This is a genomic window from Enterococcus sp. AZ109 (genome assembly GCF_051714625.1).
GTDB lineage: Bacteria > Bacillota > Bacilli > Lactobacillales > Enterococcaceae > Enterococcus_A.
On record NZ_JBIOSF010000001.1, the window covers coordinates 3,158,808 to 3,180,906 of the forward strand.

Annotated in this window: 23 protein-coding genes and 1 other annotated feature; of the genes, 18 read left to right on the forward strand and 5 right to left on the reverse strand. The window is 38.8% G+C overall.

All coding sequences use genetic code 11. The features are described 5' to 3' along the window. The first annotated feature begins 19 nt into the window (after positions 1-19). Together IGI42_RS15625 and IGI42_RS15630 are read left to right on the forward strand one after the other, a co-directional pair. Entirely contained in the window at positions 20-886 is an 867-nt protein-coding gene (locus IGI42_RS15625; RefSeq protein ID WP_438716793.1) for an alpha/beta hydrolase, read from the forward strand. A 188-nt stretch (positions 887-1,074) separates the two neighbouring features. Then, positions 1,075-2,172: a lactate oxidase gene (locus IGI42_RS15630; protein ID WP_438716794.1), complete on the forward strand. Its 1,098-nt coding sequence runs from the start codon at positions 1,075-1,077 to the stop codon at positions 2,170-2,172. A gap of 71 nt (positions 2,173-2,243) precedes the next feature. Here the strand turns inward: IGI42_RS15630 and sdaAA are convergent, their stop codons facing one another. Further along, positions 2,244-3,134 (reverse strand): L-serine ammonia-lyase, iron-sulfur-dependent, subunit alpha, encoded by an 891-nt coding sequence (gene sdaAA / locus IGI42_RS15635; protein WP_438716795.1) that lies wholly within the window; start codon positions 3,132-3,134, stop codon positions 2,244-2,246. 62 nt (positions 3,135-3,196) lie between these two features. Then, a complete protein-coding gene (gene sdaAB, locus IGI42_RS15640; RefSeq protein WP_438716796.1) occupies positions 3,197-3,868 on the reverse strand; it encodes an L-serine ammonia-lyase, iron-sulfur-dependent subunit beta in 672 nt (223 codons plus the stop codon). A gap of 286 nt (positions 3,869-4,154) precedes the next feature. Between sdaAB and rplK the strand changes: the two genes are divergently transcribed. From rplK to rplL, 4 genes are all read left to right on the forward strand, one after another. Then, positions 4,155-4,577, forward strand: coding sequence for a 50S ribosomal protein L11 (rplK, locus tag IGI42_RS15645; protein ID WP_438716797.1), 423 nt, complete (start codon positions 4,155-4,157; stop codon positions 4,575-4,577). A gap of 93 nt (positions 4,578-4,670) precedes the next feature. Beyond that, positions 4,671-5,360 carry a 50S ribosomal protein L1 gene (gene rplA / locus IGI42_RS15650; protein WP_438716798.1) on the forward strand — a complete coding sequence of 230 codons (690 nt, stop codon included), beginning with the start codon at positions 4,671-4,673 and terminating at the stop codon, positions 5,358-5,360. A 53-nt stretch (positions 5,361-5,413) separates the two neighbouring features. Beyond that, positions 5,414-5,541: a sequence feature (ribosomal protein L10 leader region), on the forward strand. A gap of 43 nt (positions 5,542-5,584) precedes the next feature. Continuing rightward, on the forward strand, positions 5,585-6,085 hold the full coding sequence (rplJ, locus tag IGI42_RS15655; protein ID WP_438716799.1) for a 50S ribosomal protein L10: 501 nt from the start codon (positions 5,585-5,587) through the stop codon (positions 6,083-6,085). Positions 6,086-6,138: 53 nt separating this feature from the next. Next, positions 6,139-6,504 (forward strand): 50S ribosomal protein L7/L12, encoded by a 366-nt coding sequence (gene rplL / locus IGI42_RS15660; protein ID WP_438716800.1) that lies wholly within the window; start codon positions 6,139-6,141, stop codon positions 6,502-6,504. A gap of 71 nt (positions 6,505-6,575) precedes the next feature. Here the strand turns inward: rplL and IGI42_RS15665 are convergent, their stop codons facing one another. Then, positions 6,576-7,217, reverse strand: coding sequence for a hypothetical protein (locus tag IGI42_RS15665; protein ID WP_438716801.1), 642 nt, complete (start codon positions 7,215-7,217; stop codon positions 6,576-6,578). 198 nt (positions 7,218-7,415) lie between these two features. Here IGI42_RS15665 and IGI42_RS15670 point away from each other — a divergent pair, with 198 nt between their 5' ends. Together IGI42_RS15670 and IGI42_RS15675 are read left to right on the forward strand one after the other, a co-directional pair. After that, positions 7,416-7,817 (forward strand): organic hydroperoxide resistance protein, encoded by a 402-nt coding sequence (locus IGI42_RS15670; RefSeq protein ID WP_438716802.1) that lies wholly within the window; start codon positions 7,416-7,418, stop codon positions 7,815-7,817. A 94-nt stretch (positions 7,818-7,911) separates the two neighbouring features. Beyond that, positions 7,912-8,328 carry an Hsp20/alpha crystallin family protein gene (locus tag IGI42_RS15675; RefSeq protein ID WP_438716803.1) on the forward strand — a complete coding sequence of 139 codons (417 nt, stop codon included), beginning with the start codon at positions 7,912-7,914 and terminating at the stop codon, positions 8,326-8,328. Positions 8,329-8,379: 51 nt separating this feature from the next. On the opposite strand, the gene IGI42_RS15680 is transcribed toward IGI42_RS15675, so the two are convergent. After that, positions 8,380-9,714, reverse strand: a complete 1,335-nt coding sequence (locus IGI42_RS15680) for an amino acid permease (protein ID WP_438716804.1) — start codon at positions 9,712-9,714, stop codon at positions 8,380-8,382. 331 nt (positions 9,715-10,045) lie between these two features. Here IGI42_RS15680 and IGI42_RS15685 point away from each other — a divergent pair, with 331 nt between their 5' ends. The 5 genes from IGI42_RS15685 (at position 10,046) to IGI42_RS15705 (ending at position 14,813) form a co-directional block, all read left to right on the forward strand. Beyond that, positions 10,046-10,294, forward strand: coding sequence for a GlsB/YeaQ/YmgE family stress response membrane protein (locus IGI42_RS15685; protein ID WP_438716805.1), 249 nt, complete (start codon positions 10,046-10,048; stop codon positions 10,292-10,294). 144 nt (positions 10,295-10,438) lie between these two features. Next, positions 10,439-10,786, forward strand: a complete 348-nt coding sequence (locus IGI42_RS15690) for a hypothetical protein (protein ID WP_438716807.1) — start codon at positions 10,439-10,441, stop codon at positions 10,784-10,786. Between the two features lie 148 nt (positions 10,787-10,934). Further along, positions 10,935-11,975, forward strand: a complete 1,041-nt coding sequence (locus tag IGI42_RS15695; protein ID WP_438716808.1) for a DUF871 domain-containing protein — start codon at positions 10,935-10,937, stop codon at positions 11,973-11,975. Positions 11,976-11,979: 4 nt separating this feature from the next. After that, positions 11,980-12,876, forward strand: coding sequence for an N-acetylmuramic acid 6-phosphate etherase (murQ, locus tag IGI42_RS15700; protein ID WP_438716809.1), 897 nt, complete (start codon positions 11,980-11,982; stop codon positions 12,874-12,876). Positions 12,877-12,887: 11 nt separating this feature from the next. Further along, positions 12,888-14,813, forward strand: coding sequence for a glucose PTS transporter subunit IIA (locus tag IGI42_RS15705; RefSeq protein WP_438716810.1), 1,926 nt, complete (start codon positions 12,888-12,890; stop codon positions 14,811-14,813). A 40-nt stretch (positions 14,814-14,853) separates the two neighbouring features. On the opposite strand, the gene IGI42_RS15710 is transcribed toward IGI42_RS15705, so the two are convergent. Further along, positions 14,854-15,417, reverse strand: coding sequence for an HD domain-containing protein (locus IGI42_RS15710; RefSeq protein WP_438716811.1), 564 nt, complete (start codon positions 15,415-15,417; stop codon positions 14,854-14,856). A 214-nt stretch (positions 15,418-15,631) separates the two neighbouring features. Between IGI42_RS15710 and proB the strand changes: the two genes are divergently transcribed. Genes proB through pcp form a run of 5 tightly spaced genes read left to right on the forward strand, consistent with a single transcriptional unit; the run spans position 15,632 to position 22,049 of the window. Next, positions 15,632-16,429: a glutamate 5-kinase gene (gene proB / locus IGI42_RS15715; protein ID WP_438716812.1), complete on the forward strand. Its 798-nt coding sequence runs from the start codon at positions 15,632-15,634 to the stop codon at positions 16,427-16,429. A gap of 28 nt (positions 16,430-16,457) precedes the next feature. Continuing rightward, entirely contained in the window at positions 16,458-19,703 is a 3,246-nt protein-coding gene (locus IGI42_RS15720) for a M14 family metallopeptidase (RefSeq protein ID WP_438716813.1), read from the forward strand. 48 nt (positions 19,704-19,751) lie between these two features. Continuing rightward, positions 19,752-20,432 carry a DUF969 domain-containing protein gene (locus IGI42_RS15725; protein ID WP_438716814.1) on the forward strand — a complete coding sequence of 227 codons (681 nt, stop codon included), beginning with the start codon at positions 19,752-19,754 and terminating at the stop codon, positions 20,430-20,432. Positions 20,433-20,444: 12 nt separating this feature from the next. After that, positions 20,445-21,389 carry a DUF979 domain-containing protein gene (locus IGI42_RS15730; RefSeq protein WP_438716815.1) on the forward strand — a complete coding sequence of 315 codons (945 nt, stop codon included), beginning with the start codon at positions 20,445-20,447 and terminating at the stop codon, positions 21,387-21,389. A 15-nt stretch (positions 21,390-21,404) separates the two neighbouring features. Beyond that, complete coding sequence (pcp, locus tag IGI42_RS15735) at positions 21,405-22,049, forward strand: pyroglutamyl-peptidase I (RefSeq protein ID WP_438716816.1); 645 nt, start codon at positions 21,405-21,407, stop codon at positions 22,047-22,049. Positions 22,050-22,099: the final 50 nt, after the last annotated feature.

Here is a 22,099-nt window from a genome sequence, read left to right on the forward strand (position 1 = left end):
TTTTTGCTAGGGGGAATTTATGAAGAAATTTATGTTAGCAGTTATATTGGTAATGAGCTTGTTTTTTTTTAGTGCCTGTCAACATGATGATAGGCAAGCAATAGTATCAAGTGAAAGTAAAGAAATAACTGATTCGAACGCTACAGTAAAAAAGACGTCCACGCCGACTTTATTTATTCATGGTTATAGTGGCACAGTTAATTCGTTCGGTGGAATGATTAAACGGTTTGAAAATCAGCATGTGGCAAAAAAAGAGTTAGTCGTTACGGTCCAACCAGATGGCATACTGCAGGTTGCCGGAGAAATCAGTCATTCAGAAAATAACCCGATCGTTCAGGTGCTATTTGCTGATAATAAAAATAATGAATGGAATCAGACAGAATGGATTTATCAGGTGCTGAGATATTTGAAAGAGCAAGGTGTTAATCAAGTAAATATTGTTAGTCATTCGATGGGAGGGGTTAGTTCTTTGCGCTATCTGACCACCTATGGGGAAGCTAGTGACGCAACGAAAGTAGCTAAATTAATCGCTATAGGTTCGCCTTTTAATGATTTTGTCGACACGTCAAATGAACAAAGTCTAGAAGAACTATCAGAAGAGGGTCCGATTCAGAAATCTAGTCGCTATGTGGATTATGAGAAGGGGCTCGTTAACGTTCCCAAAAATTTACCGATTCTTTTGATGGCCGGTAAGCTAGAGAATGCTACCATGAACGATGGTACTGTTCCAGTAACAAGTGCGCTGTCTATTTACTCATTATTAAAAGTGCACGGAAACCCAATAGAACAGCAAGTATTTATTGGGCCAATTGCTCAACACAGCCAGCTTCATGAAAATCCAGCAGTTGATCAAGAAGTAGCTGACTATTTGTGGGAGAGCGAATGAATGAGTCTGTTTGTCAGAATGTTGGACATAACTGACAAAGGAAAGTCTGGACCTAAAAAATGTTAGAAAAAGCAGCTTCTTCTTTTTTTTGATTTAGCCAGTTTATTATCGTTCCGAGTGTAAATATTTGCTTACATTTTGTAAGAGTAGTAGTATGTTGTCGTAGTAAAAAGAAAGAAGGTTTTACGATGACTTATCAAGCAAGTAACGAAGAACATTCAATTGAGATTGTTAATATCGCTTCACTAGAGGCTCGCGTGAAAGAACGTATGGAAAAAGGTGCGTTTGGCTATATTCGCGGTGGATCAGAAGATGAATGGACGATGAAAGAAAATACTGCTTCATTCAATAAGAAATCAATTATGCCTAGAGTATTACGTGGGATTGACCATGCTGATTTGAGTACAAAATTATGGGATATTGACTTGAAAACACCTATCATTCAGGCTCCTTCAGCAGCGCAAGGATTGGCTCATGAAAAAGGGGAAGCTGATACGGCTAAGGGTGTTGCAGCCGCAGGTTCAATTTTCTCTATTAGTACTTATGCGAATACAACGATTGAAGATGCTGCAGTTGCAGCACCAGATGCACCGCAATTTTTCCAACTATATATGAGTAAAGATGATGGTTTTAATGAATTCATTTTAGAAAAAGCCGTTAAGTCTGGTGCTAAAGCAATCATCTTAACTGCTGATTCTACCTTGGGCGGATATCGTGAAGAAGATATTATTAATCACTTCGAATTTCCACTACCGATGCCTAATTTAGCAGCTTACAGTGAAAAAGATGCTGCAGGAGATGGGGAAGGCAAGGGGATTGCCGAAATTTATGCTGCTGCAAAACAAGGTCTGGTTCCAGAAGATATTAAGAAAATCAAAGACCTGACCAATTTGCCAGTTTTTGTAAAGGGAATTCAATCTCCAGAAGATGCTGAAGTAGCTATCAGTGCTGGAGCAGATGGGATTTGGATCTCTAACCATGGTGGTCGTCAATTGGATGGGGGACCTGCATCTTTTGATGTCCTACCACTAATTGCTGGAGTAGTTAACAAACGTGTACCAATCGTTTTCGATAGTGGTGTACGTCGTGGCGAGCATGTATTTAAAGCTTTAGCTAGCGGGGCAGATTTGGTAGCAATTGGACGTCCAGTGATTTATGGATTAAATCTTGGTGGAGCCGAAGGTGTTACTTCTGTATTTGATCATTTAAATAAAGAATTAGCTATTACGATGCAATTGGCTGGTACAAGAACAATTGAAGAAGTAAAAAATACTAAATTGATGTAAAAATAAACGAACTATTGGTTGGGGCCTTTAGACCTCTTCAATAGTTCGTTTTTTAATGGAAAACATTCAACTTAAACAGGTTGCTCTTCAGCTGGGATCTCACCATAAATTTCCTTGCTTAAACGCAATCCAGTAGGTGTGGTTGCTACGCCGCCTTCAGCGGTTTCCTTAAAAATGGAAGGCATGGCACGGCCGACTTTATACATCGCTTCAATGACTTCGTCGGGTGGAATGACACTACGGATACCCGCTAAAGCCATATCGGCTGATATGAAGGCTTGTGATGAGCCCATAGCATTACGCTTAACACAGGGTACCTCTACTAATCCAGCAACTGGATCGCAGATTAAGCCCATTACATTTTTTAGCGTAATCGCAACAGCTTCTGCAGCCATTTGTGGAGTACCACCGTTAGCAGTCACCAATGCTGCAGCAGCCATCGCACTGGCTGAACCTACTTCTGCTTGACAGCCGCCCTCAGCACCAGAGATTGATGCATTGTTGGCAATAACGAGACCAAAGGCACCTGCAGTGAAAAGGAAATCCAATTGTTCTTCGTGAGTTAAGTTTAATTTTTCACGCGCAGCCATTAGTACGCCAGCCACTACTCCAGCACTTCCAGCAGTAGGAGTCGCGCAAATTAAGCCCATTTTTGCGTTGACTTCGTTTACTGCTACTGCGTTGCGAACGGCACGCAAAATGGTATCGCCACTTAAAAAACTGCCAGAATCAATATAGTCGTTTAAGCGCTGTGCATCACCACCAGTGATTCCTGTTACCGACTGCACACCAGCTATGCCTTCATCAATAGAAACAGCCATTACTTCTAAGTTGCGTTCCATTAGTTCAATAATTTCTTCACGGCTTCGATCTGTTAGCTCTTTCTCTGTTGCTATCATCAATTCGCCGATTGTGGGGTAGTTTTGCGCTTGCGCTACTAATTCTTTAATCGAAAGAAACATACTTTAGCCTCCTTATAAATTAAGTTTCTTTAGTCATTCTATTGGTTTAAATCTGTTTCAAATTAATCAAAATAGGTAACACTAAATACATGGTCTAATGAACGGAGTTTCTCTTTCGTCGTGCTATCGGTTGGTTTGTCGTCAATCTCTAAAACTAAAATGCCATTATCGCCTTTTTTCTGGCGAGTCATTGTAACTGTTCCAATGTTAATTCCGGCATCTGAAATCACAGCAGATACTTTGGCTAACAACCCTCGCACATCTTCGTGAACAACAATGAACGTAGGTGTTCCCATTGATAAGGAGATACTAAAACCATCTAGTTCGGATATTTGTATATTTCCACCACCAATTGATATTCCAGTAACTGACATTTTGTATTTCCCTTTTTTCAGATGCATGGTAACCAAATTGGGGTGCTTGGCTTTTTCTTTTTTAGGAACGAATAATACTTCTATGCCCTCCTCATGGGCTAGCTTTAAAGACTCAGACAAGCGAGGATCATCTGGATTCATTCCTAAAAGCCCACCTACTAAAGCAATATCTGTCCCATGCCCACGATAGGTTTTTGCAAATGATTCATACAAGTCGATTTCAACAGATTCAGGCTTCTCGCCAAAAATCATGCGACAGACTTTGCCGATTCGTGCTGCGCCAGCGGTATGCGAACTACTAGGTCCAACCATAACTGGTCCAATGATGTCAAAAACACTACGGTACTTTAAATTTTCCATTATTTTAAACCTCCTTGAATATCTTCTATAAATTCGTTACCAATTCGACCATAGTTTAACATAAAGAGAGGTGTCATATAGCTAAATTAGCATTTTATTCTGTTATTCTAATCATATACGAAGTGTTTGTGAATAAATTATTTATTATCAGAAAATTGAAAAGTTCTTGAAAAAACATAAGAAGTTTGCTATCATAATCAAGTATGCGTTTTGCATGCTGTAACAAGTGGGAGGAGAAATCTTTATCTCCAATTAACCACATCACGGACTCAAGGAGGTATGTCTCGTGGCAAAAAAAGTAGAAAAACTAGTTAAATTGCAAATTCCTGCAGGGAAAGCAACACCAGCTCCCCCAGTAGGTCCTGCACTAGGTCAAGCCGGCATTAACATTATGGGCTTTACAAAAGAATTTAACGCTCGTACCGCTGATCAAGCAGGTCTAATCATTCCTGTAGTGATTTCTGTATACGAAGATCGTTCATTCACCTTCGTTACAAAAACACCACCAGCTGCAGTATTATTAAAAAAAGCTGCAAACGTTGAAAAAGGTTCAGGTGAACCAAACAAAACTAAAGTTGCAAAAGTTACTCGCGACCAAGTAAAAGAAATCGCTGAGTTGAAGATGGAAGACCTAAACGCAGCTGATGTTGAAGCAGCAATGCGCATGGTTGAAGGAACTGCAAGAAGCATGGGAATTACAGTTGAATAATTCCTGAACCTAAAGCTTCTCAGTCGTCTCTTGATTGAAAAATCAAAACACGTGGGAGGTTCTACCGTTATAACCACATAAGGAGGAAACAAAATGGCTAAAAAAAGCAAAAAAATGCAAGAAGCATTAAAAAAAGTTGACAGTTCAAAAGCATATTCTGTAGAAGAAGCAGTAGCTTTGGCTAAAGAAACAAACATCGCAAAATTTGATGCAACTGTTGAAGTAGCATACAAATTGAGCGTTGATCCTAAAAAAGCAGACCAACAAATTCGTGGTGCAGTTGTACTGCCAAACGGAACTGGTAAAACACAATCTGTATTAGTATTTGCAAAAGGCGAAAAAGCTAAAGAAGCAGAAGCAGCGGGTGCTGATTTTGTTGGAGACGATGACTTGGTACAAAAAATCCAAGGCGGATGGTTTGGCTTTGACGTTGTTGTTGCAACACCTGATATGATGGCAACTGTTGGTAGACTAGGACGTGTATTAGGACCTAAAGGCTTAATGCCAAACCCTAAAACAGGTACTGTTACTATGGATGTTACAAAAGCGATTGAAGAAGTAAAAGCTGGTAAAGTAACTTACCGTGTAGACAAAGCTGGAAATATCCATGCACCTATTGGTAAAGTTTCATTTGATGATGCGAAGTTAATCGAAAACTTCAAAACAATCAACGATACCTTATTAAAAGCTAAACCTTCAACAGCTAAAGGTCAATATATCAAAAACATTACAGTGACTACTACATTTGGTCCTGGGATCCATGTTGATCAAGCATCTATCTAAAATTTTAAAATTAATGATTGACTCGACTGCCAAACCTATGGTAAGGTAGTCGAGGTTAATAATTAACTGTACCGAAGACAGTAGGTGACGTATGTCTTAATTTCCTACCGAGGACATTTATTGGAGAACATTCAATAGTCCCTCTATGTCTACGGTGGCATAGGGTATTTTTTTGTAATTTTATAAAAAATTCCCTTCCATCAAAATCAGGAGGTGAAATATAAATGAGTGAAGTAGCAATCGCTAAAAAAGCCGCTATCGTTGATGAAGTCACAGAAAAATTCAGCGCAGCAGCTTCAGTCGTTATCGTTGATTACCGTGGTTTAACAGTAGATCAAGTAACTCGTCTACGTAAACAACTACGCGACGCTAACGTTGAAATGAAAGTCATCAAAAACTCTATCCTATCTCGTGCCGCTGAAAAAGCAGGTCTTGAAGGTTTAGGAGAAGTCTTTACTGGACCTACAGCTGTAGCATTCAGTAACGAAGATGTAGTTGCTCCAGCTAAAATTATCGACGAGTTCGCTAAAGAAGCTGATGCATTAGAAATCAAAGGCGGGATTATCGAAGGCAAGGTAGCCTCTCTTGAAGAAATTACTGCTCTTGCAAAACTTCCAAACCGCGAAGGACTTCTATCTATGTTGTTATCTGTCCTACAAGCGCCAGTCCGCAACGTGGCTTACGCTGTCAAGGCAGTAGCAGAAAAAGAAGAAGAAGTAGCTTAATCGCTGTATAAGAATACCAACTAAAAAAACATACACTATGGAGGAAATTTAAAATGGCATTGAACATTGAAAACATTGTCGAAGAGCTTAAAGGCGCGACAATCCTAGAATTAAACGACTTAGTTAAAGCTATCGAAGACGAATTTGGCGTATCTGCTGCTGCTCCTGTAGCTGCTGTAGCTGCTGCTGGTCCTGCTGCTGAAGAACAAACAGAATTTACTGTTGAATTATCAGCTGTTGGCGATCAAAAAGTTAAAGTTATCAAAGCAGTTCGTGAAGCAACTGGCTTAGGCTTGAAAGAAGCTAAGGCTGTAGTTGACGGCGCTCCTGCACCAGTTAAAGAAGGCATTTCTAAAGAAGAAGCTGAAGAATTAAAAGCTGCTTTAGAAGAAGTTGGCGCTTCAGTAACAGTTAAATAATCATTTTGATAGTCAAAAAGAGCTAGTCCCTGATAAAGGCACTAGCTCTTTTTTTGTAAAATTAGAAATCGTTATTGCAAAACCTCCAGCATAACATCAGCGTCTTCTGGCAACACATTTCCAGCGTAATTAGGTGAGGCTAAAGAAAAACCACCGTTGCTATTATGGAACAGGTAAAAGGTGTCGTTGTCATAAGCTCGTGACCCATCTCCGGAGATGAGCTGACCGGCTTGTACCAGGGTATTTACATTGACAGTTCTAATTTGGTTGTTTGCTGCAGAAAATACACGTATTTCTTTAGTTGGAACATTTTGTATATTCATACTGTAGGTTGAGGATATATCTCCATGAGTAATGCTAATCCTGCTTTGACCAGGATCAATTGTGACTGAATCGGGAACATTCATACCTCTATAATGGAATACTGTAACGCCAGGTAAATCCGTTTGATAAGGGTACACAGGAACATTTACTGGCTTCTCAGAGCTGGGTACCGTATTGTTTAGTATCTCAGAGGGTTCAGTCCGATGGCTTTCGGCTGTTTGGGCACTTTCAGAACTTGAAGCTTTCGATGAAGAGTTACTAGTTGAACTGCTGGTTTCTGTTGTTTTGGATTCTGCTGTTTCGCTGCTATTAGTTGAAGTACGGCCATTGTTACGACATCCTGCCAGTAAAATAGAGAAAAATAGGATCAAAACTGCTAATTTTTTCATCAAGTCCACCACCTTTCACTTTTAGTATAACAAATAATTAATCAAGTATGAAACGCTTTCTTTTGTAAGTTTTTTTATAGACAGGCGTAAGAAGCAACAATCAGCCCCAAAAATTGAAATTGCTGAAATTTTCAGAGGCAAGTTCATTGTATTCTCTAGTAATTAGCTATAGACTGATAGTAGAGAGGGTGATGATAAGTGAAAAAATTGTACGAAACAGCCATGATAAACCATGGTGGAAGAACTGGTGAAGTTGAAGCTCCCGGCGGAAAAATGCAAATGAAAATTGAGCCGCCTTCTATTCATGCTGAAGGAACTAATCCTGAACAACTATTTGCTGCGGGGTATGCTTCATGTTTTAACGGAGCAGTACAGCATATGTTGGAGGAACACCAGTTAGAATCTGATTCTGAAGTGAAAGCACGTGTTTCTTTATATCAAACCGACGACGGAGGATTTCAAATCGGAGTAATTTTAGAAGTTTCACTTCCAGGAATTGAAGAAAAACAGGCAGAAACGATAGTAGAAGAAGCACATGATTTTTGTCCATACTCAAAAGCAACGCGTGGAAACATTGATGTAGCAGTAGAATTAGTTTAATAAACAAAAGTGTAAGAATGGTTCTTACACAACTATTCGTGGCTCAAAAAAAGCATTGCTTTTTTTAAAATCAGTGAGAAAGGGAGAGATTATAATGGCTAATTTGATTCCAAGAAGCAACGATTTGATGTCAATGGGCAGTGATTTCTTTGACCAATTCCTTTCTGGATTTATGGGAAGCAACGAGTTCAATGTGGATATCAAGGAGACATCTGAAGCATATGATGTGAAAGCTGATTTGCCAGGATTTGAAAAAGAAGACTTGACCGTGGATTATCAAGAAGGGTTGCTTACAATTCAGGCAAATCGGAACAATATTATTGAAGACAAAGATGAAGGCGGTAACTTTATCCGCCGCGAACGCAGTAGTCGTTCTTATTGTCGGCAATTTATGTTAAAAGATATTAACGAAGACCGAATTAAGGCTGAATTCAAAAATGGTGTTCTTCATTTAGAACTGCCAAAAGTTGAAGCAACGGATTCTAATCGTAAACGTATCACAATCAATTAAACAAGAAGCCTGATAAGCTGGTACAGCACAGCTTATCAGGCTTTTTTGTTCTTATGTGTGATCTGTTAAAGCATGATAATGTTTTTTCTGGTAGCTCAAAAGTATTATTAAGTAAATTACGGCGGTCATGATTGTTACACTAAGGGGATTACTCAATAAAATACCTATGAGAATCAGTAATAAAACAAGTATAGCCAGTCCGCTAAAAAATATTTCTGCTTTTGTTCCACTTTTCCAAGCTAATACCAAAGCGGCAAAAGTAATCATCAACCAAGTGAGTAATACAGAGTAAGACAATGAACCAACTAAATAATTAAAAAGCTTGTCCCCTAAAAAGTAAGATAAGACAACACCAACATATAGTGTCCCAGTACAAAACAGCACTGCTCGCTGTGGAACTTGATGTTTGTTTAACACAGAGAGCCCTTTTGAAATACCCTTGGCATCTTTCAATCGGAAATACAAAGTTCGTGAAGACGCATATACACCAGAATTGATAGAAGAGAACAATGCTAAAACAATAACGAAGTTCACGATATCACTGGCAAAAGGGATATGCATTTTTTCAAAGACTAAAACGAAGGGACTTACATTACTATGCGCTAACATATTCCAAGGATAAATAATTAAAAGTAACAGCATTGGGATAATGTAAAATGAAATAATTCTTCCCATAACACCTTTAATTGCTTTTGGAATTGCCGTTTTTGGATCTTCTGTTTCACTAACTGTAATTGCAATCAGCTCCGAACCACCGTAGGAATAGATAACGACAAGTAAGGAACTCATCAGGCCTTTTAAGCCATTTGGAGTAAAACCACCATGAGCATTCATACGCTGGAAGGTAGATAGAAAACCGAGCGTGTGCATTTCTTTTCCAATCAGAAAAAGACCAAAAATTATTAACAATACAATAACGGTTATTTTAGCAAATGCTAGCCAGTACTCTGTTTCTGCAAAAAGCTTCACTGAATACAAATTGATCAAAGTTGTTAGTATAGCTAGGAAAAAGACAAATAACCATGCGGGAACGTGCGGAAACCATAGCTGTAAGAAGCTAGCAGCAGCTACTGCTTCAGCAATGATATTAATCATCCACAAAGACCAATACAACCAATCAATGAAATCAGCTGATCGTTCCCCTAAAAATGGTTGGATAATCCCGGAAAGACCATGAACATTGTCATTTGCAATAACTAATCGACCTAATCCGCTCATAACGATAAATAAAACTAGTCCGCCTAAAAGGAAAGCCAGTAAGACGGATGGTCCAGCAATACCGATTGCTTCACCGCTACCTTTAAATAAACCCGCTCCAATTGCTCCGCCTAATGCTAACATTGTAATATGACGAGAGGTCATTTGTTTTTGTAAATTATTTTTCATACTACGTCCTCTTTTCGTTGAATATTCGATAGATTTAAAATATTCTGAAAGTTTCATCAATAATATCAAATTACATAAAATAATCCAGTTGTATGAACTTATTTTTAGTAAATTTTCACGCGTTTTTTAATATAGAACCATTTACTCAAGATATAAAAAAGTTTCGTTATTATCTAACATCTATTCGCCTATAATGGCGGGACAATTCATCTTGTTTATTGTCATTTTTCAATTTTTTTTTTAGGTTTTGAGCATATTCTTAGCGTAATTTTGTCGGAGAGAGTAACATGTACATTGTAATAAATATTAAATAGAAGGAGGTTGAAGAACTATGGGTTGGATTTGGACTTTAATTGTAGGTGCTATTATTGGTGTTATTGCAGGTGCTATCACAAATCGCGGCGGCTCAATGGGCTGGATTGCCAACATCTTAGCTGGTTTAGTAGGTTCTGCTATCGGTCAAGGATTATTTGGTTCTTGGGGACCTTCACTTGCTGGAATGGCTCTTGTCCCATCGATCATTGGAGCAGTCATCGTTGTAGCAGTTGTTTCCTTTTTTGTTGGCAGAAATAACGCATAAACAAAAAAGTGCCAATTAAATCGAAATAGCAAATCAGCCGGCATGCCTTCATCAGACGTGTCGGCTTTTTATAAAGATTCATCTGATTGATTAATAGTGTTTAGTCTACTTTACAAAAGTAGCTTTAATAAAGGAGGAACAACAATGGTGAATGAAAATTGGACAGAAGATTTTGAACGACGTAAAGCAAAAGAAGCAGAAGTAGAGAAACGTACTTTAGCATTTCAAGAGAGTTATGAAAATGGTGATATTACAGAGGAAGAGTATCAAGCAAACGTGAAAATGGAATACGATCATAGTGAACCAAGTACAGAGTGGGTTCCAATAGAAGATCCTTTAGATCCCAATCGGGGAGCTCCCCAAGAGATAGATACGGAACTATCACAGGAGTACCAAGAAGTAATTGAGTCGGAAGTGGAAAGTGCAACTGATTTAGAAGTTTATGAAGAACTGGTAGATATGTACGATCAAAACCAAATAATTGAGGAATAAGAATCTCTATCAAAGAGGTTCTTTTTTATTTGCTAAAAGAAACGAAAATACCTTTAATGTTAAATTTTATTGAAATTATGTTGCAAAAATATCGGAATAAAGATATACTACTTACATGAAACGCTTTCAGCAGGATTGGAGGAATGATATGTTTGGCTTTTCGATATTTCTTAATGAAGAGATGACAGATCAAAAAAAAGAGTATATTCAAAAAATGGCAACCATTGGTTTTTCGGGAATATTTACTTCATTACATATTCCTGAAGAGAATCCAGAAACATACAAAAAAAGACTGAAACAGCTGGGGCTGCTTGCTCAAAGTCTTCAATTAAGGTTAATGGTTGATATATCTGGCACTGCTCTAGAGGATGCTGGTTTCTCACTGGAAAGAGTAAGTGAACTAAAAGCAATTGGTGTAACTGGGTTGCGGATGGACGATCGGATTACAACAATGCAGATCGCTGAAGCATCTCATCAGATAACGGTGGCATTAAATGCTTCAACCTTATCAGTAAAGGATGTAAATGAGTTACAAGAGCTCCAAGCAGATTTTTCAAATCTCGAAGCTTGGCATAATTATTACCCGCGACCTGAGACTGGCTTAGATTTTAAGTGGTTTCGACAAAAAAATCAGTGGCTAAAGCAATCAGGATTCGCTATCCAAGCTTTTGTTCCAGGGGATGGTGTAAGAAGAGGCCCGCTCTATGAAGGACTACCGACCTTAGAAAAGCATCGTAGGCAACATCCATTAAGTGCTGCGCTAGATTTAGAAGTTGATTTAGTTTGTATTGGTGATGGCGATTTAGCAAAAGAAACACAGAGGCAATTCAAATTGTACAATACCGAGCAAACGATTTTATTACATGTTGAACCTTACGATGAACAGATTCAGTTGGTCTTGGGGCAACATCAAAATCGAATGGACGAAGCGAGAGATGTAATTAGAAGTGCAGATGCAAGATTTAATAAACCATCATCTGTTTTACCTTTGCCCGCAATGAAACGTGAGGTTGGCACAGTGACAATTGATAATGTAAACTACCTTAGATATATGGGGGAAATTCAGGTAGTTAAATGCCCTTTACCTGGAAATGAAAAAGTAAATGTAGTCGGACGCATTATAGAGAAGGATCGTTCGCTTTTATCAGCGATACAAGCAGGAACGAAATTTATTTTGGAGAGTGTATAGAAACATGAATAGTTTGAATCTGAATGAATTAACTACAGAGCGCAGAAATGAAAAAACATTTGGCTTAGATGAAATGTCGATCGCTGAAGCCTTAGATTTGATGAACCAAGAAGATCGTAAAGTACCGGAGGCTGTATCCGAGTCTTTACCTGAGATTGAGCGAGTAATCACGCAAACTATTCAGTCTTTCAAAAGAGGAGGACGCTTGATTTATATGGGGGCGGGAACTAGCGGTAGATTAGGAGTGTTAGATGCTGCCGAATGTGTACCTACTTTTGGTGTTGAATCTGAAATGGTGGTAGGGTTAATCGCTGGTGGAGAAGAAGCGATGACTGTAGCTGTTGAAGGTGCAGAAGACTCTCTAATTTTAGGAAAAAAAGATTTGGAACAGCTTCAGTTGAATGAAAAAGACATGGTAATAGGGATAGCTGCTAGTGGACGCACACCTTATGTAATTGGTGGCTTAGAGTATGCACGTTCTGTGGGTGCTTCAACAGCATCTGTTTCCTGTAACAAACAAGCAGAAATTAGCCGCCACGCCCAATACCCAATTGAAGTGGATTGCGGACCGGAATTTTTAACAGGATCAACACGCTTAAAATCAGGAACAGCTCAAAAATTAATACTAAACATGATCTCAACAGTAAGTATGATTGGGATTGGAAAAGTGTATAACAATTTGATGATTGACGTGAAACCAACCAATGAAAAATTAGTTGAACGTTCTAAACGAATTATCATGGAAGCAACCGAAGTGGACTATGAAACAGCTACTGCTTATTTCACTGAAGCTGATCAAAATGTGAAGTTGGCAATTGTTATGATTTTGACGCAAAGCGACAAAAAAGAAGCACAGCAAAAGCTAGACAACGCAGACGGTTTTGTCCGAAAAACAGTATAAGGAGTAAAAAAATGGCCGATTTATCTTTAAGCGAGTTAGCAAAAGAAATATTTTCTGGAGCAGGCGGAATGGACAATGTTCAAAATGTTGCTCACTGCATGACGAGAGTACGTATGACTATACGAGATGACAGCAAGGTGGATAAGGCTAAGCTGCAAAAAATCCCAGCAGTTCTAGGAGTTGTGGATGATGAACAGCTACAAGTTATTATTGGCCCAGGGAAAGTAAATAAAGTCGCTCAAAAGATGGCTGATTTAGCCGGAGTCGAATTAGGAGAAGATCTTCCAGATCCATTAATTGATGGTAAAAAGAAGGTTCAGGCAAGAGCGGAAGAAATGAAAGCCACCCAAAAGTCTAAGCAAAAGTCTTCTCGTATGAAGCGAATCTTAAAGGATATTTCTAATATTTTTGTACCAATGATTCCTGCATTTGTCGGCTCGGGTATTGTAGCCGGAGTTGCCTCTGTATTAGGTAATATGGTTACAGCGGGTACTTTGGATGTTACTGTTTGGCAACAGTATATTGATGTGATGAACATTCTTAGAAATGGACTGTTTAGCTATTTAGTCATTTATACTGGTGTGAACGCTGCGCGTGTTTTTGGTGCAAATCCAACACTGGGTGGAGTTATCGGTGCTGTAGTAACTTTAACGGGTATGAACCCGGAAGCACCTTTAACAAATTTATTCACTGGTGAGCCTTTAACTGCTGGTCAGGGAGGGATTTTAGGTGTTATTTTTGCTGTTTGGCTGTTATCAGTCGTGGAAAAGAAATTGCACCAGATAGTTCCAGATGCAATTGATATCATTATTACGCCCACAGTCTCGTTAATAGTGGTTGGATTGGCGGAAATATTTCTGATCATGCCATTAGCAGGCTTTATATCTAACAATATGGTTAGCGGAATCAATTGGGTATTAAATATTGGCGGCGCCTTCGCTGGTTTTGTTCTAGGAGTACTATTTTTGCCGATGGTCATGTTTGGCTTGCACCAAATCTTAACACCGATTCACATTCAAATGATTGATGAGACTGGTAGTACCTTACTACTACCAATCTTAGCAATGGCAGGAGCAGGCCAAGTCGGAGCGGCACTTGCTTTGTGGATTCGATTAAGAAAAGACAAAGAGCTTACAGAAATGATTAAAGGAGCCTTGCCCGTAGGTGTTTTAGGAATTGGTGAACCATTAATCTACGGAATTACCTTGCCGTTAGGGCGTCCGTTTATTACTGCCTGTATTGGTGGCGGTATTGGAGGAGCAGTGATCGGCGCTTTGGGTGGTGTAGGAGCGATTGCGATTGGTCCATCTGGAGCAGCATTAATTCCTTTAATTACTAGCGGCCATAAATGGGGCTATATTTTGGGATTGCTTGCAGCCTATGCTGGCGGTTTTGTGGCGACTTTTTTCTTTGGTATTCCTAAAGAAAAATTGGTCGAAGAAAAATCAGCTGAAGCAACTACAGCAGTTCTATCTGCAACAACAGAAGTTTTCAGCTCTGTTGCCAAAGGATCAATTCATCCGTTGGAAGAATCAAGTGATCCAGTTTTTGCAGGTAAAATGATGGGCGATGGATACTTTATTGAGCCGAAGAATGGAAAAATTTATTCGCCAGTAAAAGGAACGGTTTCGACTATTTTCCCTACAAAACATGCGATTGGTATTACCACAGAAAGTGGTTTAGAAGTACTCTTGCATATGGGGATCAACACCGTTGAATTAGAAGGGAAGCCTTTTGAAATTCACGTTCAAGAAGGTCAGGCGTTGCAAAATGATACATTACTTGCAGACGTAGACTTAGTAGCTATTAAGCAAGCGGGCAAAGGAACCTCCATGATGGTAATGGTTACGAATATGGATCAAGTTTCTTCACATACTTTGGAGAAAAGCGGGGAAGTATCTTCTGGTGTAGAAGTTATGAAGGTTACTACAATATAAAGGACGAGGGACGTAAAAATTCGTTTTTACGTCCCTTGTTTCAAATTTTGTCTAGAGTTGATTGATCTAGCTTTCTACGGAGTTCATTTAAGAAAGCATCGGAAAAATACTCTTTTCCATAATCTAAATTAAATTGGTAATTAAAATCTATGGGATTTTCCCCTTGGACATGCTGTAAAATAGTTTCGGCTTTATCTAGAGCTTTCACTAAGCGGGCTTCTTTTGTTCTTCCTAGTTGATAGTCTATAAAAAGACGATTGTAGTGGTCAGCCATTTCTGTGGGCAATAAAGCAGTTAGACTTTTGAAAGCTAAGACTTCCTGTTCAGCTTTTTCTTCTGGATTCACATTGTCAATGGCAGGAATATCACCAGTTTTTAATTCTGCTAAATCATGGATCAGTGCAATCTCCAGGGCTTCTTTCTTATTAACTTCGGGATAAAACGTGCTAAATAAAGCGACAAATAAAGTTAAGCGCCAAGTGTGCTCAGCAGTTGACTCGGGTTCTCCGTCCGATTTAAAGGCAAAGCGTTTGGTCTCTTTTAATTTTTCGCTTTCTGTGATGAAATAAAGGATCTTATTAATAATTTCTACTTGATTCTCCATGAAATCCCTCCTGTATAGAATTCATATTAACATGTTGACGAAATAAGGTATTGATTTGAAGTGACATTTCTAGTAAAATGTTGAAACGCTGTTCTAAAGTTTCAGAAAATTCAATATTTGGGAGTTTTTGATTGAGTATCGCTCTGTTTTTCCAAGAGCAGTGGTTGTGGTAAATAGAAAAAGGAAAATTTCCTTTTAAAAATAAGGTGTGTATATGAGAAAAGATATCGGGAAAGCCAACGTGATTGTGATAAAAATTGGAACAAGTGCTCTTATCTCGAATGAAGGAACAATCAACTATTCTGTATTAGATCAATTAGTTTTTGTTATCACGGAACTGATAACGCAAAAGAAACAAGTAGTTTTGGTTTCATCTGGTGCTGTAGCTCTGGGCAGAACAGAACTTAGATTTTTTGAAACTACCCTTAATTGCTATCAACAAAAAGCAAGCGCAGCTGTCGGTCAATCTCTGTTAATAAGTGCGTATCAAGAGGCATTTAATGAATACGGGAAGCAGGTGGGTCAATTGCTGTTAACTCGCGACATTTTAGATTTTTCTGAAAGTCGCCAAGCGTTTGCTGAAACAGTCAATCAACTGTTGGCTTTAGGAATTGTCCCAATCATCAACGAAAATGATGCTGTTTCAATCGATGAAGTTCATCAACAACGCCAGTTTGAAGATAATGATGAAGTTGCCTTACATGTTTCTTTATTATTACAAGCCGATTTGTTCATCATGCTTTCTGACGTCGAAGGGCTTTATTCGGATAATCCTTTACATAATGAAGATGCGGAATTACTCCAACATCTCAGAGAAGTAGATAACTATTTGCTTACTTCATCTAGTACTCACAGCAGTCCTTATAGCCGTGGAGGTATTCTCAGTAAGTTAAAAACAGCCGAAGTTGCTCTGTCAGCTGGATTGTCGATGGTTTTGGCTAATGGCAAAAAGCCTTCAGTTATCTTCAATATTCTGAAGGGTGAAGAAGTCGGAACCTTGTTTCAAAAATAATGATCGATCATTCGAACGGAGGAATACCATGTTAAAGGTTCCCACAAGTGCTACTTGGGAAGAGAAAAAAATGTTAATTCAAACAGCACTAGTCAAAGGCTTTTTAAGTGAAGCAGCTGAATTTCCAATTGCTTCATTAACAGGTGACGAAGAAGTTCCAAACGATGAAAAGGTCTTGTTTGCTCAGTTTTCAGAGTATTCGCAAGTACTTCCGGACGATTATCAAGCTGCTTCAGAATTTGCACAGCCGATCCCCGATTTTGATTGGCGTAGTGAAAAAGGTCTAGAAACAATCTTTCAAACAGGTAAATATTTAAAAGATGAAAATTTGGATCAGCTACCAGATAAGCTGGATTTTAAACTTATCTTGCCAACAAACACCACGCCGTCTATTTTAATTGCTGCTTGTAATTTTGCATTTCGCTTTGGCATGGAAACAACTCAGATTAACGACTGGTTGCTGGACAAAGAATATATAAGTGGAAATGCTCTGATTATCCGTGAATCAACCGATTGTCGATTAACGGAAGAACCAGGTAAGGATGGACAGCTGTTAGTTCTTCAAGGGAGTGGGGAAGATTTGGAACAATTTTCAGCGTTGGTTTGTGAAAGTTTTCCAGAACTTTCATCCTTTGAAACGTGGACCAGTTATCTGCAACAGGTTACCGACAGTTTTCTGTTAAAGAATCTTGACGGGCAGCTTAGCTATCTACAGTCATTGGATGGTCAAAAAGCAATAGCATATGTCTCTCCTGAGATAGATTCATGCTTAGCCTCTGTTCAAGAAAAATTTCCGGAAACAACTTTTAAAAATTATAAGGCAATGCAGCAAGTATATGAAAAAAGCTATGATCTTTCTTGGGAAGTTGACGATTTTCGCAAGGAGTTGTCAGAAAAAGTTTTTTCAGTTTTGAAGCCAGGTGATAAAGTAGAAATAGTTGGCGTATTAAGTGAAGACAAAAAGGTACGTGAATCTCTGAAGAAGAAAATTGAAGCAGAAATAATCCAAATGGAGGCTCTGCTTACCGGTATTCAACTGGTTTGTGCTCATAAGCAGGGTTACTCTTGGATGGATGAATATGTAATTCCAGCATTGAAGGATCGCTCAATTGAAAAATTAACGATTGCTTTTAAGCCGTTTATGCCTGAAGGATTCACGGAGTGGACGACAGAATCTGGCGCAGTCCCTAGCTATAATAATTTGGACAGTCAAGATCCAGAAAAATGGAACGATTTGCCCATTCGTTATTTGCAAGAACTGTATCCGATTCAAGACACCTTAATTCGCAAATTAGGGATCAGCAAAGATCAAATAGTTTTCACGACCTATGCTGGAGATGAAGCCATTACTTATAAAGTTTCTGCAGAAGACAAACGTGGAGCAGTTGTTTTTACTGATAATTATTCTGCTAGTTATTCAGAACGTCCATACCTAGATGCTTATCCAGGTTTAGGAAAAGTCCATCCTCCTACAGGAAAACTTCAAGTGAAAATAAACGGCAAATGTGTGGTTGAAAAACGGCTAGCTACCGATGTTGAAAAAATATGGGAGTGCTATCAAAAAGATGTTCTTCCTGATTGCAGAGCATTTGTTTTAGAAAGTGTGGGAGGTAATTTAGATAAAGGCAGCCAGCCTTTCTTTGCTCGTTTAAAAATCGAAGTGACAGCCAGTGAACCCAATCATTTATTGTCAAGTCGTAACGATATGATCTCTAGTTTGAATGCTTTACATGAAGATCTATATTTTGCAGGCAGTGACTATTTTAAGAACTTCGGATATGAGGTTTGTGGAGAACTTTTTGAAGAACCGGGCCTTATCTTACCAGTGATTAAACAAGGATCTGGCAAGCCTGTTTTAAAAGTAACATTGTTTGACCAACTGACAACTGAACCAATGATTATCAGTCAAGGTTCTGTAGTCAGTCATCCAAAAAATCGAGAAGAGATAATTGTCTTTCTGCAGGAAATTGGCTATAAAAATCAACAACTTACGGCGAAGATCTCGGTTGAAGGCGTTGACAATAAGGTGTTGCAAGCTTACTTAAAATTATTAGAACAAAGACTAGTGGCCCAAACAGTTGATTTTTCGAAGTTTAAGGAAATTACCTTTGTAAGTAATCAGAACATTTTCAAAGCCGAAGTACCTTGCAAAAAAAAGATTGAGGAAAAAAGAAAGATTGAAACAATCGATTTTTATGAAGATCAAGTTATCGGCTATGACCAATATTTAGCTATAATTCAACAGTTGAGAGAGGTTCCAGAAGTAACAGTTTATCCTATTGCAACTTCATATTTAGGTCGAGAGATTTACGCGATTGAACTAGCTCAAAAAACAAAAGGCTATTATTCACGAACGAAACGATTAACTAACTATCCATCGGTGATTATCAATGCTCGACATCATGCAAACGAAGTGTCAGGGACAAATGGGGCTTTCTTGTTAATTAAAGAACTGCTGACTAACGAAAGCTATCGAGATGTAGCTGAGCAATTAAATCTTGTTGTTGTTCCGATGGAAAATGTAGACGGATCTGCTATTCACTATGAACTGCAACAAGACAATCCTCATTGGAAGCTGCATGTTGCTCGGTTTAATGCAGTAGGCAAAGAATTTTACTATGACTATTTTGATTCGAACACCAAACATCCGGAAGCGTTAGGCATGACTAGATTATATGAAAGATTTCTTCCAGATGTAATGATTGATAACCACGGGGTGCCAACCCATGAATGGGAACAACCATTTTCAGGATATACATCCCCTTCTTATAAAGGATTTTGGTTGCCAAGATCCTTGCTGTATGGTTATTTTTGGGTAGTTACCAATGATGAATATCGTTGGAACCTTCCTGTAAATAAAAAATTAGAAGAAGTCATTGCCAATGCGATTGCTCAACAATCGGAAATGCGTGATTGGAATTTAGAATGGGCACAGCAGTTTGAAACTTATGCTCATCGATGGCTACCAAAACTTTTTCCAGCAGAGTATTACAAAGAGATGATTAACTACTGGATTGAATTTGCTGCAGATGCCACTCACCGATATTCGTCAATTCGCTTCCCGTGGATTACATCAGTCGCTTATACCAGCGAAGTAGCAGACGAAACGGCTCAAGGTGAGTATTTACGACTCTGTGCCAAAACTCACCTAGTACATGATTTGGCAACAATAGATATGTTGCTGGCTGCCAAAAAGGTATATCAACATCAAACCGAGGTAACACCAAATTCGTTTAAACTTTACCATACACGGTTAAGGCCAATAATTGTTTAAAACAGTCGTATAAATACTATTTACAATCGAAGATCATGGAGGAGAAACATGGAATATTTAAAACTTTTAGGAATACTGATCGTAATCATCGGTTTTGCACTGAAAAAGGATTCGATCTTGATAATTTTATTAGCTTCAATTGTGACAGCTGTAGTAGGCGGATTGGGAATTGAAGGCTTACTTACTACCCTAGGTACAAGCTTTGTTGCTAACCGAGCAATGGCCATCTTTATCATCATTATGCTAATTACTGGAACGCTTGAACGTAACGGATTGAAAGAATCTGCAGCGGCATTAATCGGCAAATTTAAAAATGCCTCTGCTGGAGCTGTAATCGGAGCGTATGGAATTATGCGGGGAATTTTTGCAGCCTTCAACATTAGTTTCGGCGGCGTTGCCGGTTTTGTTCGTCCTATTATCATGCCAATGGCTTTAGGTACGGTAGAATCTAAAGGCAAAGAGCTAAATGAGGAGTATGTTGAAGAGTTAAAAGGCATGTCTTCAGGTATGGAAAATATTGCATGGTTCTTCTGCCAAGTTTTATTCATCGGAGGTGCGGGAGCGCTGCTAGTTCAGGCTACTTTGGAAGATTTAGGTTACAAAACAAGCCTAGTTGATTTAGCCAAAGTTGAAATTCCCGTGGCAGTCTTTGCTATTGTAGTAGCCATTGTTTACTACTTCTTAAAAGACAAACGTTTATTCAAAAAATATTATGGTAACGGGAAATAGGGAGGAAGCAGAATGTCATTTTTTACTAATCCAGAAGTACTGTTAGGCGAAAAACTATTAGAAATCATCTATATGATCATGGGACTGATTTCTATCTATACTGGCATAAAAAATGCTAGGGACAAAGAAAATCCAACCCCAATTGGAACGGCTGTTTTTTGGTGTTCATTAGGTTTGGTACTTACATTTGGCCGTTGGATTCCGCCAATGATTAATGGCGTACTTGTTATAATCATGACCTTGCCAGCAATCTTCAAAAAAGTCAGCAAAGGCAAAGATTCCGCACCTAGTGCTGAGGTTACCCGAAAAATGGCCGATAAAGTAGGAATGAAGATTTTTATCCCCGCACTATCCATGGGGATTTGTGCAATCCTATTTGCCTTGTTTACGACACTGGGTGCTTTAGTAGGTGTAGGTGTAGGTGTTGGCGTTTCAATTATTATTCTAATGGTGCTTGCTAGAGAGAATAAGCCGCATGTCTTCTTAGATGATGCAGAACGGATGCTTTCAACTGTAGGTCCATTAAGTATGCTGCCTATGTTATTAGCTAGTTTAGGTGCGATCTTTACAGCGGCTGGTGTCGGTGAGGTTATCTCGAATATGGTAGCAACTGTTATTCCTAAAGGCAATGTGAACGTAGGAATAATTGTTTTTGCTATCGGTATGATGCTGTTTACTATGATTATGGGGAATGCCTTTGCCGCTATTACCGTAATGACAGTTGGTATTGGTGGACCGTTCGTGCTTGCTTATGGCGCTGATCCTGTACTGATTGGTATGGTTGCTTTAACTTGCGGCTATTGCGGTACACTATGTACACCAATGGCTGCCAACTTTAATATTGTTCCTGTGGCAATGTTAGAAATGAAAGACCGGTTTGGTGTAATTAAAAATCAAGCGTTGCTAGCAGTTGTTTTCTTAATTTTCCAAATTGGCTACATGATTTTATTCAAATAAGGAGGAACACAACAAATGAAAGTATTAATCACTGGTTTTGATCCCTTTGGCGGAGCAACTATCAATCCTGCGTTTGAAGCAGTAAAGTTATTACCAGATACGATTCAAAATGCAAAGATTATCAAAATTGAAATTCCAACGGTCTTTAAAAAAGATGGAGCAGTATTGTCCGCAGCAATCAAGGAACACCAACCAGATATAGTCTTATGTGTCGGACAAGCTGGGGGGCGTTCAGGCATTACGATTGAAAAAGTAGCGATCAATTTAATGGAGGCGCGCATTCCTGACAATGATGGACAACAACCATTGAATCAACCAATTCATGAAGATGGGAAAAATGCCTATTTCGCAACTATTCCTGTTAAGGCGATGGTAAATAACATTAAAGCGCAAAAAATCCCATCAAGTGTTTCATATACAGCGGGCACATTTGTCTGCAATGATATAATGTATCGCTTGTTATACTTAGCTGAAAAAGAATATCCAATGATGAGAGGCGGATTTATTCACGTACCATATTTGCCTGAGCAAGTGACTGAACTTACTGAAGGAACACCATGCATGTCTGCTGAGCTGATCAGCCAAGCGCTAGCTGCTGCGATTAAAGCTGCTGTAAGCAATACCCAAGACGATAATGTTGCTATGGGAACAATTATGTAAGAAAATTAGACTCTGATCAACTGGATCAGGGTCTCTTTTTCGGTCTTATG